At 64.3% G+C, this 14,900-nt stretch carries 13 protein-coding genes and 1 pseudogene; 3 read left to right on the top strand and 11 right to left on the bottom strand.

All coding sequences use genetic code 11. The features are described from left to right. Positions 1-11: 11 nt before the first annotated feature. From tssH to ACP26O_RS02070, 8 genes are all read right to left on the bottom strand, one after another. Complete coding sequence (gene tssH / locus ACP26O_RS02105; protein WP_175665993.1) at positions 12-2,681, bottom strand: type VI secretion system ATPase TssH; 2,670 nt, start codon at positions 2,679-2,681, stop codon at positions 12-14. 44 nt (positions 2,682-2,725) lie between these two features. Further along, positions 2,726-3,826 carry a type VI secretion system baseplate subunit TssG gene (tssG, locus tag ACP26O_RS02100; protein ID WP_105834609.1) on the bottom strand — a complete coding sequence of 367 codons (1,101 nt, stop codon included), beginning with the start codon at positions 3,824-3,826 and terminating at the stop codon, positions 2,726-2,728. Beyond that, positions 3,790-5,625, bottom strand: a complete 1,836-nt coding sequence (tssF, locus tag ACP26O_RS02095) for a type VI secretion system baseplate subunit TssF (protein WP_105834610.1) — start codon at positions 5,623-5,625, stop codon at positions 3,790-3,792. Before tssF ends, tssG begins: the two co-directional genes overlap by 37 nt. Before the next feature lie 77 nt (positions 5,626-5,702). Then, entirely contained in the window at positions 5,703-6,188 is a 486-nt protein-coding gene (gene tssE / locus ACP26O_RS02090) for a type VI secretion system baseplate subunit TssE (RefSeq protein ID WP_105834611.1), read from the bottom strand. Between the two features lie 62 nt (positions 6,189-6,250). Next, positions 6,251-6,754: an Hcp family type VI secretion system effector gene (locus ACP26O_RS02085; RefSeq protein WP_006477093.1), complete on the bottom strand. Its 504-nt coding sequence runs from the start codon at positions 6,752-6,754 to the stop codon at positions 6,251-6,253. A gap of 70 nt (positions 6,755-6,824) precedes the next feature. Then, on the bottom strand, positions 6,825-8,315 hold the full coding sequence (tssC, locus tag ACP26O_RS02080) for a type VI secretion system contractile sheath large subunit (protein ID WP_006751237.1): 1,491 nt from the start codon (positions 8,313-8,315) through the stop codon (positions 6,825-6,827). A 15-nt stretch (positions 8,316-8,330) separates the two neighbouring features. Further along, on the bottom strand, positions 8,331-8,846 hold the full coding sequence (gene tssB, locus ACP26O_RS02075) for a type VI secretion system contractile sheath small subunit (protein ID WP_006751238.1): 516 nt from the start codon (positions 8,844-8,846) through the stop codon (positions 8,331-8,333). A 44-nt stretch (positions 8,847-8,890) separates the two neighbouring features. Next, positions 8,891-9,529 carry a tetratricopeptide repeat protein gene (locus ACP26O_RS02070; protein WP_011655822.1) on the bottom strand — a complete coding sequence of 213 codons (639 nt, stop codon included), beginning with the start codon at positions 9,527-9,529 and terminating at the stop codon, positions 8,891-8,893. A gap of 375 nt (positions 9,530-9,904) precedes the next feature. Between ACP26O_RS02070 and tssJ the strand changes: the two genes are divergently transcribed. The 3 genes from tssJ to icmH all read left to right on the top strand — a co-directional run bounded on the left by tssJ (position 9,905) and on the right by icmH (position 12,743). Further along, complete coding sequence (gene tssJ, locus ACP26O_RS02065) at positions 9,905-10,513, top strand: type VI secretion system lipoprotein TssJ (protein WP_011655821.1); 609 nt, start codon at positions 9,905-9,907, stop codon at positions 10,511-10,513. 104 nt (positions 10,514-10,617) lie between these two features. Then, positions 10,618-11,964 carry a type VI secretion system baseplate subunit TssK gene (tssK, locus tag ACP26O_RS02060; RefSeq protein WP_006751241.1) on the top strand — a complete coding sequence of 449 codons (1,347 nt, stop codon included), beginning with the start codon at positions 10,618-10,620 and terminating at the stop codon, positions 11,962-11,964. Continuing rightward, positions 11,961-12,743, top strand: a complete 783-nt coding sequence (gene icmH / locus ACP26O_RS02055; protein WP_126227064.1) for a type IVB secretion system protein IcmH/DotU — start codon at positions 11,961-11,963, stop codon at positions 12,741-12,743. The genes tssK and icmH overlap by 4 nt, the downstream gene beginning before the upstream one ends. Positions 12,744-12,834: 91 nt before the next feature. Here icmH and ACP26O_RS02050 read toward each other — a convergent pair whose 3' ends face one another. The 3 genes and pseudogenes from ACP26O_RS02050 to ACP26O_RS02040 all read right to left on the bottom strand — a co-directional run bounded on the left by ACP26O_RS02050 (position 12,835) and on the right by ACP26O_RS02040 (position 14,784). Then, positions 12,835-13,134 (bottom strand): DUF7716 domain-containing protein, encoded by a 300-nt coding sequence (locus ACP26O_RS02050; protein ID WP_175665994.1) that lies wholly within the window; start codon positions 13,132-13,134, stop codon positions 12,835-12,837. A gap of 640 nt (positions 13,135-13,774) precedes the next feature. Further along, complete coding sequence (locus ACP26O_RS02045; protein ID WP_175665995.1) at positions 13,775-14,083, bottom strand: hypothetical protein; 309 nt, start codon at positions 14,081-14,083, stop codon at positions 13,775-13,777. Positions 14,084-14,478: 395 nt separating this feature from the next. Continuing rightward, positions 14,479-14,784, bottom strand: a pseudogene (locus tag ACP26O_RS02040) (DUF7716 domain-containing protein). Positions 14,785-14,900: the final 116 nt, after the last annotated feature.

Raw genomic sequence — 14,900 nt, 5'->3', positions numbered from 1 at the left:
CGCGGCCGTGCTCATTCGACGGTGTACGCGAATTCGCCGGCCTCGTCCGCGCGCACCGCGATGCGCGCGATGGCCGCGCCGTCGGCGATCCGGCCGAGCACGTGGCCCGCGATCTCCGGCAGCAGCGTGCCGTTCAGGATGTGGTCGACGTTGCGGGCGCCCGAGTCGACCTCGGTGCAGCGCGCGAGCACCGCATCGACGAGCGATTCGTCCCATTCGAACGCGGCCTTGTGGTTCGCGTCGATGCGGCGGCGGATTCGCTCGAGCTTCAGCTCGATGATCTCGGCCAGCACGTCGTCGGAAATCGGGTAGTACGGCACGACCTTCATCCGGCCGAGGAACGCGGGCTTGAACGTCTTGTACAGCTGCGGGCGCAGCGCCTCGGCGAGCGCGTCCGGATCGGGCAGCTCCTCGGCCTGCTTGTTCAGGCACGCCTGCATCACCGCGGCCGACCCGACGTTCGACGTCAGGATGATCAGCGTGTTGCGGAAGTCGATCTCGCGCCCTTCGGCGTCGTCCATCGTGCCCTTGTCGAAGACCTGGAAGAACATCTCGAGCACGTCCGGGTGCGCCTTCTCGACCTCGTCGAGCAGCACGACGGAATACGGGTTGCGGCGCACGGCCTCGGTCAGCACGCCACCTTCGCCGTAGCCGACGTAGCCCGGCGGCGAACCCTTCAGGCCCGACACGCTGTGCGCTTCCTGGTACTCGCTCATGTTGATCGTGACCATCTTGCGCTCGCCGCCGTACAGGATGTCGGCCAGCGCGAGCGCCGTCTCGGTCTTGCCGACGCCCGACGGCCCGACGAACATGAACACGCCGCGCGGCTTGTTCGGATCCTCGAGGTTCGCGGTCGCCGTGCGCACGCGCTGCGCGATCGCGTCGAGCGCATGGTCCTGGCCGATCACGCGCGCGCTCAGCAGCGGCTGCAGGTTCAGCACGGTGTCGATCTCGTCCTTCACCATGCGGCCGAGCGGAATGCCGGTCCACGCGGCGACGATCTCGGCGACGACGTGGCCGTCGACCTGCAGCGGCACCATCGGCTCGCCGCCCTGCAGCGCGTGCAGCGCCGCGACGCGCTCCGTGAGCTTCTCGCGAGTGGCCGACACGTCGACCGGCTCGCCGTCTTCCGACGGGCCGCGCGCCTTGTCGAGCGCATCACGCAGTTCGGTGATCTCGGCGACGATCACGCGCTCGGCTTCATAGCGCGCTTCGTCCTCGGCCAATTGCGCGAGCGCCGTGTCGCGCGCGCCGCGCAGCTCGCCGAGCCGTTCGTCGTGCGACGCGCCGCCCGCCGATTCGCGCTCCAGCGACGCGATTTCCGCGTCGATGCGCTCGATGCGCTTCTTCGTGTCGTCGATCGCCGCCGGCGTCGCGCTGTGCGCGAGCGCGACCTTCGCGCACGCGGTGTCGAGCACGCTGATCGCCTTGTCCGGCAGCTGGCGGCCGCTGATGTAGCGATGCGACAGGCGCACGGCCTCGGTGATCGCGTCGTCGAGGATCCGCACGTTGAAGTGCGTCTCCATCAGCCCGGACATCCCGCGCAGCATCGCGGCCGCGAGCGGCTCGCTCGGCTCCTCGACCTTCACGACCTGGAAACGCCGCGCCAGCGCCGCATCCTTCTCGAAGTACTTCTTGTATTCGCTCCACGTCGTCGCGGCGATCGTGCGCAGCTCGCCGCGCGCGAGCGCGGGCTTCAGCAGGTTCGCCGCGTCGTTCTGGCCGGCCTGGCCGCCCGCGCCGATGATCGTGTGCGCCTCGTCGATGAACAGGATGATCGGGTGCGCGCTCTTCTTCACCTCGTCGATCACGCTCTTCAGACGGTTCTCGAACTCGCCCTTCACGCTCGCGCCGGCCTGCAGCAGGCCCATGTCGAGCACGTGCAGCGCGACGCCGCGCAGCGGCGGCGGCACGTCGTCGGCCGCGATCCGCAACGCGAGACCCTCGACGACCGCCGTTTTGCCGACGCCGGCCTCGCCGGTCATGATCGGGTTGTTCTGGCGGCGGCGCATCAGGATGTCGATCGCCTGGCGGATCTCCGCTTCGCGGCCGATCACCGGATCGATCTTGCCGTCGCGCGCACGCTGCGTGAGGTTGGTCGTGTACGTGTCGAGCGCGGGCGTCTTCGACGGGCCGGCCGCGGGCGCGGCGCCGTTGGCGGCCGGCGCGACGTCGCCGTCTTCCGCATCCGGCTGGCGCGGCTCGGCCTCGCTCGAGCCGCCCATGATCTCGTCGAACTTGTGCTTCAGGTCCGTCACGTTCATTTCCGCGAACTGCGGCGACATGCGCTGCGCGAACTGCGCGAGATCAGGCGCGGTCAGCAACGCGAGCAGCAGGTGCCCCGAGCGGATGCGGCCGAGCTGCGAATCGAGCGACGCGATCAGCCACGCCTGCTCGAACAGCGCGATCAGATGCACGGAGAAAACCGGCGTGCGCGTGTTGCCCGTCTTCAGCCGCGTGAGTTCGCGCTCCAGATCGGCACGCAGCGCATGCGGATCGACGCGGCTTGCGCGCAGCGCGAGCGGCAGGTCGCCCGTCGCTTCGTCGAGCAGCGCGAGGAACAGGTGCTCCAGATCGACCTCGTAATGGCCGCGCGCCAGGCACGCGCTCGCCGCACGCTCGGTCGCGTGCCGGCACAGCGGGTTCAGTTTCGTGATCAGGGTCTTCAGAGGCGTGCTCATGGCGTCGATCTCAGGTTCGATTGCGTGTTTGTTGTCGTTTGGAATCAGTGAATCACGTGCAGTTCGTAGCGGGCGTCCGAGCGGTCGTGGAGCGCGTCGCGCGTGCAGAGGAACGCGTCCCAGCCGAGCCGCGAGCCCGCGCCGAGCACGCTCGCGCCCACCTCGGTGCGCTTCAGCACGAGCTTCACCTCGTATTCGAGCGTGACGCCCGCGAGCAGCGTCAGCATTCGTTCGAGCGCGACGGCGTGCGCGCCGCCGGGCAGGAACGCCTCGTAGTCGCGCTTGGACAGCGGGCCGACGACGATCCTCGCGCGCATGTCGCGCTGCCACACACGTTCGCCGACGAGCGCCGTCGCGCCGAGCACCGCGTTGACCTCGCCGAGCACGCTCAACTGGTCGGGCGGCACGTCGTACCATTTGCCGACGAACTGGTCGATCTTCACCGGCACGCGGAAGTAGTCGGACAGCGCGCGCTGCAAGTACGCGGCCGACATCGGCCGGTGCCGCGCGGCGAGCGCGTAGCCTGCGACGGCCTCGTCGAGCACGCCGCCCGCGCCGGCCGCGAGGTTGTCGCGGATCTCGTCGCTCGGCACGCCGGCGATCGCGAGCAAGAGCGGCAGGTAGCGCTCGTCGCGATCGAGTTCGTAATGGAACGGCAGCCGGTATTTCTTCCACGCCGCGTAGAACAGCGCGGTCGCGCGGTTCGAGAACACGTCGAAGAACGCGCGTGCCGCGTGGTCGCGCTTCAAATGCTCGCGCGCGACGATTTGCTCGGTGTAGTGCAGCGGCAGCGCGCCCTGAGCGCCGAGCAGCCCGAAGAACGCCGGCGTCAGCTCGACGTGACCGAGCTCGCCGGCCGCGAGCGCGGCGCCGCGCTCCTCATCCGAATCGAGCAGCGCGCCGCCGTCGTGGAACGAGCGCGCGCCTTCGATCTCGCTCGGCGGAAAGCCGAGCGACAGCGTGTTGCGGAATTCGATGTGCTGCGCGACGACGTCGCCCTGCCGCCATGCGCCGGGCGCATCGGACGCCTGCCGCGCGAACAGCCCTTCGAGCACGCGCACCGCCTGGAAGAATTCGAAGCGGTGCGGCTCGTCGAGCAGCGCGTCGACTACGCCAGGATCGATTCGCCGGTTCGGGGCTTGCATCGGATGATCTCCTCGCCGGTGCGCTTCGACACCACGACTAGTTGAACGAAACTGTTGAGGTGGACATACAGCCCGAAGAAGCTGTCGAGCACGCGCACGAACGACGCGAGGCTCGCGCCGACGAAGTGCTCCTCGTCGATCGTCAGCCGGATCTCGATGCCGCGCACGAAGGTCGCGAACGGCTTGCCGGGCAGCCACTGCACGGCGCCGCGCTGCTCGACGCCGGCGAGGCCGTCGATCTGGCGCATCGACACGGCGGTGCGCCGCAGGTCGTACAGCGTCAGCATTTCCTTGAGCGGCGCGAGCCCGTGCGCGACCAGCGACACGTGGTTCAGCGCGAGGTGCGACACGAGCCGCCAGTGCGCGGCGCGGCCGCGCTCGAAACGTACGCTCTGGGTCGGGCGCCGCAGCAGCGAGATGCCGCTCGTCTGCGCGCCGCCTTCCTGGAACAGGTCGCCGCCTTCGAGGCCGAACGCGAGCATCGAAGGCAGGTCGCGGTTCGTGCAGGTGAGGTCGAGGCTCAGCGTGTCGGTCTGCGGCGACGTCGGCTCGAAGTCGATGTCGACGATCGAGATCTCCGTTTCGTATCCGGGGCTTTTCTGCGCGACCCAGTCGTTGCGGCGCGCGAACCAGTAATGACCGATCCGCGCCGATTCGCCGTGATGCAGCGAATAGAACGGCCGGAACTCGATCACCGATTCCTCGTGCGCCTGCTGCCGGACGAGCTTCACCGAATCGATCGAATACACCTCGTACGCGAACGCCCGGCGCGCTTCGGCGATCACCGGGTACGACACCGCGCGGTGCGTGATACGGATCGGCTCGCCGTGCTGGCGGAACAGGTTGACGATCGGCGTGCAGAACAGCCGGAAATGGCTGGCCGTCAGCAGCTCGAGCAGCCGCGCGACGTGCGAATCGCTGCGCACGTCCTGCAGCACCAGATGCAGCGTCGCGCGCTGGCAGCGGCCGGCCGCGCGCGCGATCGCCGCGACGTCGAAATCGACGAAATCGAACTTGTCGGGGAACGCGAAGTATTCGGTGAGCAGGCGATAGGCGGGGTGCGACTTCGCCGGGTAGTCGATCAGCGCGTCGTCCTCGTCGAAGCCGGCGTGCGCGATCGGCAGCTTGCGCAGCGCGGTCCAGCGGCCGTTGCGTTCGGGCTCGACATACGCGCCGAGCACGTTGACGAACAGGCAGTCGGTCAGCGCGGCGACGAACGACTGTTCGCCGTGCAGGTGCGCGCGCAGCGTCGGCAGCTTCAGCGCGCCGAGATCGAGCTGCGCGGCGAGCGATTCGAACGTGATCGAGATCACGCCCGTCGCGTTGGACGGCAGCACCGTCGCGCTCGGCGCGAGCGCGACCGGCATGTAGCGCGCCTCCGAAATGCGGATCGGCGCGAGCGTCACGTCGTACGCGGTGCGGAACCGGCACTGCACGCCGCGGATCGGACGGCTCTTCAGCTCGGTGCCGCGGTCGATCACGACCGGTTCGGTCTGCTGGCCGGGCGAAGCCGGCGTGAATTGCGCGATCGAGCACGACGGGAACGGCCGCAGGTAGTGCGGATACAGCACTTCCAGCAGCGCTTCGGTGAATTCCGGGTAGTCGTCGTCGAGCTTCTTGTTGATGCGCGCGCCCAGCAGCGCGAACGACTCGATCATCCGCTCGACGTGCGGATCCTCGCAGTGCTCGCCGGACAACGCGAGCCGCGCGGCGATCTTCGGATAGCGTTCGGCGAAATCTCGCGAATAGCGCCGCAAAAACGATAATTCGCGCTCGTAATACGGCAGCAATTCTTCCATCGACGACCCCGAACCTCAATATTTCCTGCCGGACCCTGTTCCTCCACCGGGCGGTCCGGCCCGCTCGGCGGCTTGACTCACAGCATTCTTGCCGCGCGTGTGCGCGTGACCGAATACTGCAGCGTCGACGGCTGCAGCATCGCGTCGAAACTCACCGGCTCCTCGGCCGGATGCACGACGAGCAGCGCCTGGATCGCGAAGTAAAGCGCGTTGGTCGACTGCTCATTCAGCTCGAACGTCACCTGCACCTGCTGCAACCGCGGCTCGTGGCGCGCGATGGCCTGCTGGATCGACTTGCAGATGAACGCGCGGTCGTAATGACTCGCGAGGCTCAGCCCCGCGAAATCGTTCAGCCCGTAGGTCAGCACCGACTTCTGGCATTCCGGCAGCTCCGCCAGTTCGAGTTCGGTGTGCGCGATACGGGTGTTGAGGATCGCCTCGACGTCGCGGGCGACCGTGTTCTTGAGCTCGTCCAGCGACAATTGCCGCATCGCTGCCGAGGCCGGCAGGTGCGGTTCGTCGTCGAACAGCTTGTCGAGAAAACTGGGTTCGAATCGTTTCATCAGCCGGCTCGCACAGCGAAAACGGCAACGGGACGCAGCGCGCCCCGTTGCCGCAACCGACCTTAGACCGCGTAGGTCTTGTCGTTCTTCGTCAGACTCCAGGCGCCTTGCGTGTTGCCGCCCTGGTTGCCGCCGATCTTCTGCTGGGTTTGCTTCCACTGCACAGCTGCGTACTTCAGCGAGAACGTCTCGAGCGGCAGACCTTCCTCGCGAACGCTCGGGGCGATGCTCGAGATGATCACGTACTTGAGCTTGACTTCCAGATACTGCACGCGCTTGCCTTCACCGTCAGCGCGCGAGAAATGGACCGTCACCTCGTCGAACGTGGTGCCGCCCGAAGCGTGTTGGTACAGCAGCGGGCTCGACGAATCGATTTCCTTCGTGAAAATCATGTCGCCGTGCTCGCAACGCGTCATCGTGTGACCGCCAGCGGTCGATGCGGTTGCCGAACGCGGTTGAACGATCGAGTGATCCCACGATTTCAGCTCGATCCAGCCCTGGTGGTCCTTGTCCGCGGACTCGCCCTTCACCGCGGGACTACCAAACTGCAAGTGCATATGTAACATGGCCCTTCGACTCCCCAAAGAGGTGGTTTTAACGTCCTACCCAGGCGGCCCGCCCGGGCGATTTGCTCGCTTATGAATTTGCCGGTTTGGGCAGATCAGCGACAAGTCGCAGAGAAATCGAGAGTTCGTCGAGCTGAAAGTGCGGGCGCAGGAACGCGACCGAACGATACGAGCCCGGCTTCCCCGGAATCTCTGACACTTGTATGGATGCCTCGCGCAGCGGGAATTGCGCCTTCTGTTCCTGCGATGCGTTGTCGTCGAGCAGGACGTACTGCGAAATCCACCGGTTGAGGAAAGTCTCCACGTTCTGCGCCGATGCGAAGCTGCCGATCTTGTCCCGCATCATCGCCTTCAGGTAGTGCGCGACGCGCGATACCGAGAAGATGTACTGAAGCTGGGCGGACAGGACGGCATTCGCATTCGCGCTGTCGGTGCTGTATTTTTTCGGTTTCTGCACCGATTGCGCGGCGAAGAACGCAGCGTAATCCGAGTTCTTGCAATGAACGAGCGGGATGAAGCCGAGGTCGCTCAGCTCCTTCTCGCGGCGATCGGTGATCGCGATTTCGGTCGGGCACTTCAGCGCGACTTCACCGTCGTCGGTCTTGAACGTGTGGGTCGGCAGATCCTCGACGAGGCCACCGCCTTCGACGCCGCGGATCGCCGCGCACCAGCCGAAGTCGTCGAACGCGGCGGTCAGGCGTGCCGCGAATGCCCATGCCGCGTTGCACCACAGGTACTTGTCGTGCTCGGTGCCGTCCACGTCCTCGACGAAGTTGAAGTTCTCCGCGGTCTGGCCGTCCTTCGGATTGAACGGCAGGCGGCCGAGGAAGCGCGGCAGCGTGAGGCCGACGTAGCGCGAATCCTCGGAATCGCGGAACGACTTCCACTTCGCGTATTCGACCGTGTCGAACACCTTGCCGAGATCGCGCGGCTTGCCGAGGTCGGAGAACGACTCGAGGCCGAGCAGCTCCGGCGACGCCGACGCGATGAACGGCGCATGCGCGGCGGCCGCGACGTGCGACATCTGCTCGATGAAATACATGTCTTCCGGCTGGCGCGAGATCTCGTAGTCGCCGATCAGCGCACCGAACGGCGAGCCGCCGAACGTGCCGAACTCTTCTTCGTAGACCTTCTTGAACAGCGCGCTCTGGTCGAACTCGCTCGCGCCCTTGAAGTCGCGCACGAGGTCGCGCTTCGGTGCGTGCAGCGCCTTGATCTTGATCGTCTGGCCCGTGTTGCTTTCCTTGACCAGGTAGTCCATCCCGCGCCACGTGCTTTCGAGGCGCTGGAATTCCGGCGCATGCATCACCGCGGAGAGCTGCGTGGAGATCAGGCGGTCGAGCTCCGCGACGCGCGCGTCGATCGTCGCCGACAGGTTGTCCGACACGATCACCGTGCCGTCGAGCACCTGATGCACGAGTTCGCCGATCAGGTCCTTCGCACGCGCATGCTCGGAATCGGATTTCGCGACCTTGCTCTTCTCGACGATGTCGTCGAGCAACGAAGTCCCGGCGGCGTATTCCGCGCCGCTCGCTTGGGCCGCAGCCGTTTGCTGGTTCATCTCAATACTCCGTCGTCATTCGCCGTCTTTGTCGCCGCCCGTGCCCTTCGCGAGCTCCTGCAGCTGCTGCGTGTTCTTCAGCACTTCCGACAGCAGATCCTCGAGCTTGTCGTTGCCGGCGAGCTTGTTGCGCAGGTCGGCGAGCTTCGAACGCGCGTCGAGCAGGCGGCGCAGCGGCTCGACCTGTTCGACGACTTCGTCCGGGCTGAAATCCGACAGCGAACGGAACTTCAGGTCGACCGCGAACTTGCCGCCTTCCGGGCTCAGGCGGTTTTCCACCTGAAACGCGGCGCGCGGCTCGATCGCCTTCATCACGTCGTCGAAGTTGTCGCGGTCGATATTGACGAACTTGCGGTCGCGCAGCTTCGGCTGCTCGATTTCCGACTGGCCCGCCAGATCGCCGACGACCCCGACGACGAACGGCAGTTCCTTCACCTCGATCGCATCGCCCTTCTCGACCTCGTAGGTCAATTGGACGCGCGGCGGCCGAATTTTCTGCAAGCTTTTCTGAATGCTTTCTTTCTTGGCCATCTCGACGGCTCCCAGGTTAGTTGTGGTTATCGCGTCAGTTGCGGTCAGTTGCGCAGCGCGCTGAATGGATCGGCTCCGCCCTTCTGCCCCGCGGCGGCCTGCGGTGCCGCAGGCGGCGTCGGCGCGGTCGTTGCCGCTTCAGCGGCCGGTGCCGCACCGGCCTTCGGACGATGAACGATACGGCGCGGCGTACGCGCCTTCGTGACGCGTTGCTCCGGCGGGAACAGCGCCGATTCGCCGAGCGTGTCGCGCAGCTGCTTCGCGAGCGCCTGCGCGTCCGACTTCGCGTCGCCGGCGAGCGACGCGTCCTGGCGCAACTCGCCGAGCGACTGCGTCGCGATCCGCAGGCCCGCGACGGCCAGCACGCTCTTCGCCTGGCGGTCGGTCGCGTCACGCTGCAGCGCTTCCTGCGCGGCGACGATCGCCTGGCCATAGTGGTTCTGGGCAAACTGGATCTGCGCGATGCGCGACCACGGCTCTTCGCGCGTCGGATCCGCCTTCGCGAGCTGCTGGTACAGGCCGAGCGCCTTGTCCTGGTCACCCGACTTCGCAACGGCGTCCGCATCGGCCAGCGACTTGTTGAACACCTCGGCAGTCGGCGCCGGCGGCTGGCTCGCGCAACCGGCGATCACGCCGCAAGCCAGCACTACCCCAGAAAGTTTTGCGAAGAGACGGTCTTTCATCTTATATCCACCGGCGCGTGAGTATTAAAATCGTTGAGAATCTGGTTCTTTTGCTTTGCATGAAGCGCGCGGGTATAGTACCGATCAATTTTTCATAATTCAATCGCTGCGTGCAGAGTAATTCCTTTTAAAACCGAGCGCTACCCCTCGAAACGCCTCCGGCAAAGGCCCGGCGGCGGCTTTCCCATCGACCGGAATGCGCAAGTTTTACTTGGCCAGCCAGGCGTCGCCGGGGCGACGGAAAAATTTTCCGGGGGCGCGCTGCGCCGCACGTTTGCTTAATAGTTGAACACCAGATAAGCCGGACAGGCGCGGAGCGCGCGGAAGGCCCGGTAGTTTTGACAGGGGAGTTAAAGGCGGCACGCCGGAAATACGATGAGATCAATGATTCGCTATGCGCTGCCGCTCATTGCCTGCGCGCTCCTGGCCGGATGCGCGGCCGCCCCGTTGCTCGGCTCCGCCGCGAGCGCCGTGCTGCAGGCTGCCGGCGTCGGCAAGCCCGATCTGCCGGATGCCCAGAAGCCCCCGCGCAACATCGGGCTCACGCTCGCCGCCGCGCCCAACCTGAATGCCGCGAACGATCGCAAGCCGCTCGCATTAGTGGTAAGACTCTACGCGCTGAAGGATCCGACGTCGTTCCAGCAGGCGCCGTTCGACGCGTTCACCGATCCGACCAAGGAAAAGGCCGCGCTGGGCGCCGATCTGCTGAACGTGCGTGAAATCACGCTGATTCCGGGCCAGCGCTATATCGCGACCGAAAAGGTATCGCGCGAAGCGCAGGCATTCGGCATCGTCGCGCTGTTCCGCGATCCCGCCATCCAGCGATGGAAACTGACGTTCGACCCGGCGAAGTCGGAGAAATCCGGCATAATCATCGGCCTGCATAATTGCGCGATGACGGTCACCGATGGCTCCGTGATCGCCCCGCAACAAGGGGCGCCTTCGCAACCGCTGAATTTGCTTTCGTCGGTCAGCTGCGGTTAAAGACATGACGCGCGAATGTCAATTAACAAGAGTTAACAATTGGCGAGTTAATTCGGGCATGACCAAATCGATTACATCGCAACGCCACATTAACCGGATTTGACATGAGTTATTCGGCCAAGGTGCTGTGGGGGGAAGGGCTGTTCCTCCGGCCTCAACACTTTCAGCGGCAGGACGCCTACCACGAGGCGCGCCTGTTCGAATCCATCCAGGCGATCCAGCCGTACAACTGGGGCGTGCGCTCGGTGCGCATCGATCGCGATGCGCTCGGCAGCAACGTGCTGCGCGTGGCCGAACTCGCGCTCGTGTTCCCGGACGGGGCGCTGTATGCCGCGCCGCAGGCCGACGACCTGCCGCCGCCGATCGCGCTCGACACGCTGCCCGACGGCATCAACGAATTCGTGTTCTACCTCGCGCTGCATCCGCTGCGCGAGAACGGCACCAACTACAGCGACGATCCGGCTGCGGGCTTCATGACGCGTTTCGTCAGCGAGCAGACGAGCGTCGCCGACAACTTCACCGACGCCGCCGAAGCCGACATCACGTTCCTGAAGACGCAGGTCAAGCTGATCGCGCACAGCGAGCCGCGCGACCAGCTGCTGTCGGTGCCGCTCGTGCGCGTGCGCCGCACCGCGACGTCCGGCTTCGAGATCGACGACAGCTTCGTGCCGCCGTGCCTCGCGATCGAGGCTTCGCCGATCCTCCACCAGCGCTTGCGCCAACTGGTCGACGCGCTGCAGGCCAAGGTCAACGCGCTGTACGGTTTTCACCGCGAGCCGTCGAAGAACATCATCGAGTTCCGCTCGGGCGACATCGCATCGTTCTGGCTGCTGCACACCGCGAACGCCGCGTTCGCGACGCTCGCGCACTTGCACCAGCATGCGGCGCTACATCCGGAACGGCTGTTCCAGGAACTGCTGCGCCTCGCGGGGCAACTGATGACGTTCTCGAAGGGCTATACGCTCGCCGACCTGCCCGTGTATCGCCACGATGATCCGGGCCCGAGCTTCGCGCGTCTCGACCTGATGCTGCGCGAGCTGCTCGACACCGTGATTTCGACGCGCTACTTCGCGATCACGCTCGACGAGGTGCGTCCGTCGTTCCACCTCGGCCGCCTCGATTCCGGCAAGATCGACGACAAGACCGAGTTCTACCTGGCCGTGTCCGCGGACATGCCGAACGTCGAGCTCATCGATGCCGTGCCGGCCCGCTTCAAGGTCGGTGCGCCCGACGACGTCGACAAGCTCGTGCTGTCGGCGATGCCCGGCGTGCGGCTGTCGTACACGCCGCAGGTGCCGCCCGCGATCCCCGTGCGGCCGGGCGCATGCTATTTCTCGCTCGATTCGCGCGGCGCGCTGTACGAGCGCATGCTGCAGGCCCAGTCCGCGATGATCTACGCGCCGACTGGCATCAATGACCTGAAATTCGAACTGATCGCGGTCACCTCATGAGCTACGCGCCCTCCCTGTTCGGCGACAACACGCCGGCACCGCTGCAGACCCCGGCGTCGACCGACGCCGCGTTCCAGGCCCGTTCGCTGGTCGACCTGCTGTACGACGGGTTCTTCATGCTGTTCCTGCTCAAGAACGGCCGCGAGCCGGACAGCGCGAGCGAGTTCAGCACGAAGATCCAGGAATTCCTGTCGGATTTCGAGCGTGGCGCGAAGAAGCTGAATATCGCCGCGGAAGACGTGTACGCCGCGAAGTTCGCGTATTGCGCGGCGGTCGATGAAATGGTGCTGTCGTCGCAGTTCAAGATCCGGACCGACTGGGAGCGCCGGCCGCTGCAGCTCGTGCTGTTCGGCGAGCAGCTCGCGGGGGAGAAGTTCTTTCAGTATCTCGAGGAGTGCCGCGCGCAGGGCGCGGCGCGGTTGCAGTCGCTCGAGGTGTTTCATATGTGCCTGCTGCTCGGCTTCCAGGGCAAGTATCTGCTCGAGGGGCCGGAGAAGCTGGCTTATCTCACCGCGCGGCTAGGCGACGAGATCGCGCATATGAAAGGCAAGCGCGCACCGTTCGCGCCGCATTGGCCGCTGCCCGATCAGATCGCGCATCGGTTGAAGCGTGAGGTGCCGGTGTGGGCGATCGGGGCGGTGTTCGCGCTCGTGGCGCTGCTGGGGTTTCTCGGGCTCAATACGTATCTCAAGGATAAGACGCTGCAGGCGTTGGCGCCTTATTCGCAAGTCGTCAAGGTCGGACCGGAGTCTGCGAATTTGACGATTTCGTTGCCTTGAGGGGCAGGCTTCGTTCCGCGCTGATGCTTCATCGAAAAAGGACCGCTCGGCGGTCTTTTTTCCTGTGGCGCGTGGCACGTTGCGCGCGCCGTCAGAGCAGGATGAACTCGTCGTTGTCGACGTAGAACACGAATGCATCGAACAATTGCGCGACTGTTGGTTCGTCGACCTGGTCATGCGCATTGATCACGATGTCCTCGATCGTCGCGCTGTTCAGGGTCACGCGCCAGTCGGGTTGTGTTGCGATCGCGGACGGCGTGGCGGCATCGGAGAACGCGCCCTCTGTCTCAAGCGTCCATGGCATCGGCGGCAGACAGAGCCAGCCGGAGAAATCGCCCGGGCTTTCGAGAATGTGTTTCAGCGACGCTGTGGTCGCGACGGTGGTCGACATGGGTTGCACAGTTGTAACGGGAAGTGCTTTGCGGGGCGCCGCAGGGTCGCTTTGGCAAGTCGTCATTATGCCAACTCCGCACGCATGAGGTTGGACCTGCAACCGTTGTCGACTCATGCTCTGCCGCCCATCAATCGAGGCACAGCGTGATCGCCTGACTCGCGAAGATCTCCGTCACCCCCTGCTTCAGGCGTTCGAGTCGGTGGGAAGGTCATGGTCCGTGAAGCCGACGATGTGGACGCCGTCCTCGAACGTGTAGGTCGCGACGTTCGCAAAGAAAGAATCTGAAGTCCATTGCGCGTGGCACCTTACGGACGAGCACGCCAGTTCCATCGAGCGCCTCGAAGGAAATATCCTTGCCTAACAAGAATCATCCGTTATCCGAAATGAACGAATAGAGCATCTCCAAAACTTCCTCTCTCGAATAAAAAAACTCTTCTCCTGCGCTCATCCCCCGAGCACATCAAATATTTCATTGAGCCTCTTATCCCCATAGCGATACACCCTCGCATCGAGGGACTTTAGATATACAAATTTCGCAAGCACTTCAGGATCCTAGGGTTGTTCAACGAAGAAATCGATTACCTCACGCATCAGTCGCAATTTCTCGTCACGATCATTCATTTTCAGCACCTACCGGTCAGGCAATTCTGCTTTGATACTCGCCAAAACACTTGGCGCAAACAGAGACAAGCTTGTCGAAGACAGCCGCATGCTGCTCCTCGAAATCCGGTCCAAACGGCGTATCACCAGGCTCGGGCAGACTGAACTGTTTCGCGACCTCCGTCGAGACGAAGTACGAAATGTCGGGGCGTCCGTCTCCCAGCCAGTCGATGTCGTAACGGAGCATTTCCAGGCGCCCTGCATCCGTTTTCATGTCGGCCGCGATATCGCTCGAAACGTGTATCACATCGGTCGCGCCATGCGATTTACAAAGTATCCTGCCCATGCCTCATCCTATTGACGTTTCCCATTCGCAATTATCCAGTTGATGGTTTCGCGCGTTGTGGTTGGTACATTCTGCGCGCCGCCCGCTCGCAAGATGTCTCCGACGTGCGTCACGCAACTGTTGGTATTTTCGTCATACACGCCATCGGGATGTCCCAAACGCTTGGCTTGCTCTTTGTACGCAGCGGTAGCATCCGGCAAATCGACGTGGATCGTGCTCTGAACCGTAGACGCGGGCGCCATATGCTGCCCGGTAATAACAGTATTGTGCTCAGGACTGAGTCCCGTGCAATACAGAACTCAGTCCTTGGGCGCCTAGCCTTTATTCGTCCAACTTCGTGGGTCAGTTCATCGGCAGTCTTTTTTCCTGCGGCGCGTGGCACGTTGCGTGCGTCGTTAGAGCAGGATGAACTCGTCGTTGTCGACGTAGAACACGAATGCATCGAACAATTGCGCGCCCGTTGGTTCGTCGACCTAGTCATGTGCGTTGATCACGATGTCCTCGATCGTCGCGCTGTTCAGTGTCACGCGCCAGCCGGGTTGCGGGGCCGTGGCGGGCGGCATGTCGGCTTCAGTGTGGTCGGCGTCTTCGGTGAACGCGCCCTCTGTATCGAGCGTCCATGGCGTCGGCGGCAGACATAGCCAGCCGGAGAAGTCGCCGGGGTGTTCGAGGATGTGCTGAGGGAAGCGGCTCGCCGACAACACCCGTGGAAGCCCGTCATCTTCTAGCACGTCAAAATCCGAGCAATGTCCTCAAGCTCATCAACGGAAAAATCACTAACCGCCTCAAGAGAAACTCCGTAATCCAGATCAAATTT

It is taken from the genome of Burkholderia sp. R-40 (assembly GCF_049942845.1).
Classification (GTDB): Bacteria; Pseudomonadota; Gammaproteobacteria; order Burkholderiales; family Burkholderiaceae; genus Burkholderia; species Burkholderia ambifaria.
Note: the sequence above shows the minus strand (reverse complement) of the source record. Positions and strands in the feature narration are given on the sequence as shown.

Excerpts from the sequence above, each read along its gene's own strand:
- tssH (WP_175665993.1), bottom strand. The coding sequence starts at position 2,681 with ATGAGCACGCCTCTGAAGACCCTGATCACGAAACTGAACCCGCTGTGC.
- tssG (WP_105834609.1), bottom strand. The coding sequence starts at position 3,826 with ATGCAAGCCCCGAACCGGCGAATCGATCCTGGCGTAGTCGACGCGCTG.
- tssF (WP_105834610.1), bottom strand. The coding sequence starts at position 5,625 with ATGGAAGAATTGCTGCCGTATTACGAGCGCGAATTATCGTTTTTGCGG.
- tssE (WP_105834611.1), bottom strand. The coding sequence starts at position 6,188 with ATGAAACGATTCGAACCCAGTTTTCTCGACAAGCTGTTCGACGACGAA.
- ACP26O_RS02085 (WP_006477093.1), bottom strand. The coding sequence starts at position 6,754 with ATGTTACATATGCACTTGCAGTTTGGTAGTCCCGCGGTGAAGGGCGAG.
- tssC (WP_006751237.1), bottom strand. The coding sequence starts at position 8,315 with ATGAACCAGCAAACGGCTGCGGCCCAAGCGAGCGGCGCGGAATACGCC.
- tssB (WP_006751238.1), bottom strand. The coding sequence starts at position 8,846 with ATGGCCAAGAAAGAAAGCATTCAGAAAAGCTTGCAGAAAATTCGGCCG.
- ACP26O_RS02070 (WP_011655822.1), bottom strand. The coding sequence starts at position 9,529 with ATGAAAGACCGTCTCTTCGCAAAACTTTCTGGGGTAGTGCTGGCTTGC.
- tssJ (WP_011655821.1), top strand. The coding sequence starts at position 9,905 with ATGAGATCAATGATTCGCTATGCGCTGCCGCTCATTGCCTGCGCGCTC.
- tssK (WP_006751241.1), top strand. The coding sequence starts at position 10,618 with ATGAGTTATTCGGCCAAGGTGCTGTGGGGGGAAGGGCTGTTCCTCCGG.
- icmH (WP_126227064.1), top strand. The coding sequence starts at position 11,961 with ATGAGCTACGCGCCCTCCCTGTTCGGCGACAACACGCCGGCACCGCTG.
- ACP26O_RS02050 (WP_175665994.1), bottom strand. The coding sequence starts at position 13,134 with ATGTCGACCACCGTCGCGACCACAGCGTCGCTGAAACACATTCTCGAA.
- ACP26O_RS02045 (WP_175665995.1), bottom strand. The coding sequence starts at position 14,083 with ATGGGCAGGATACTTTGTAAATCGCATGGCGCGACCGATGTGATACAC.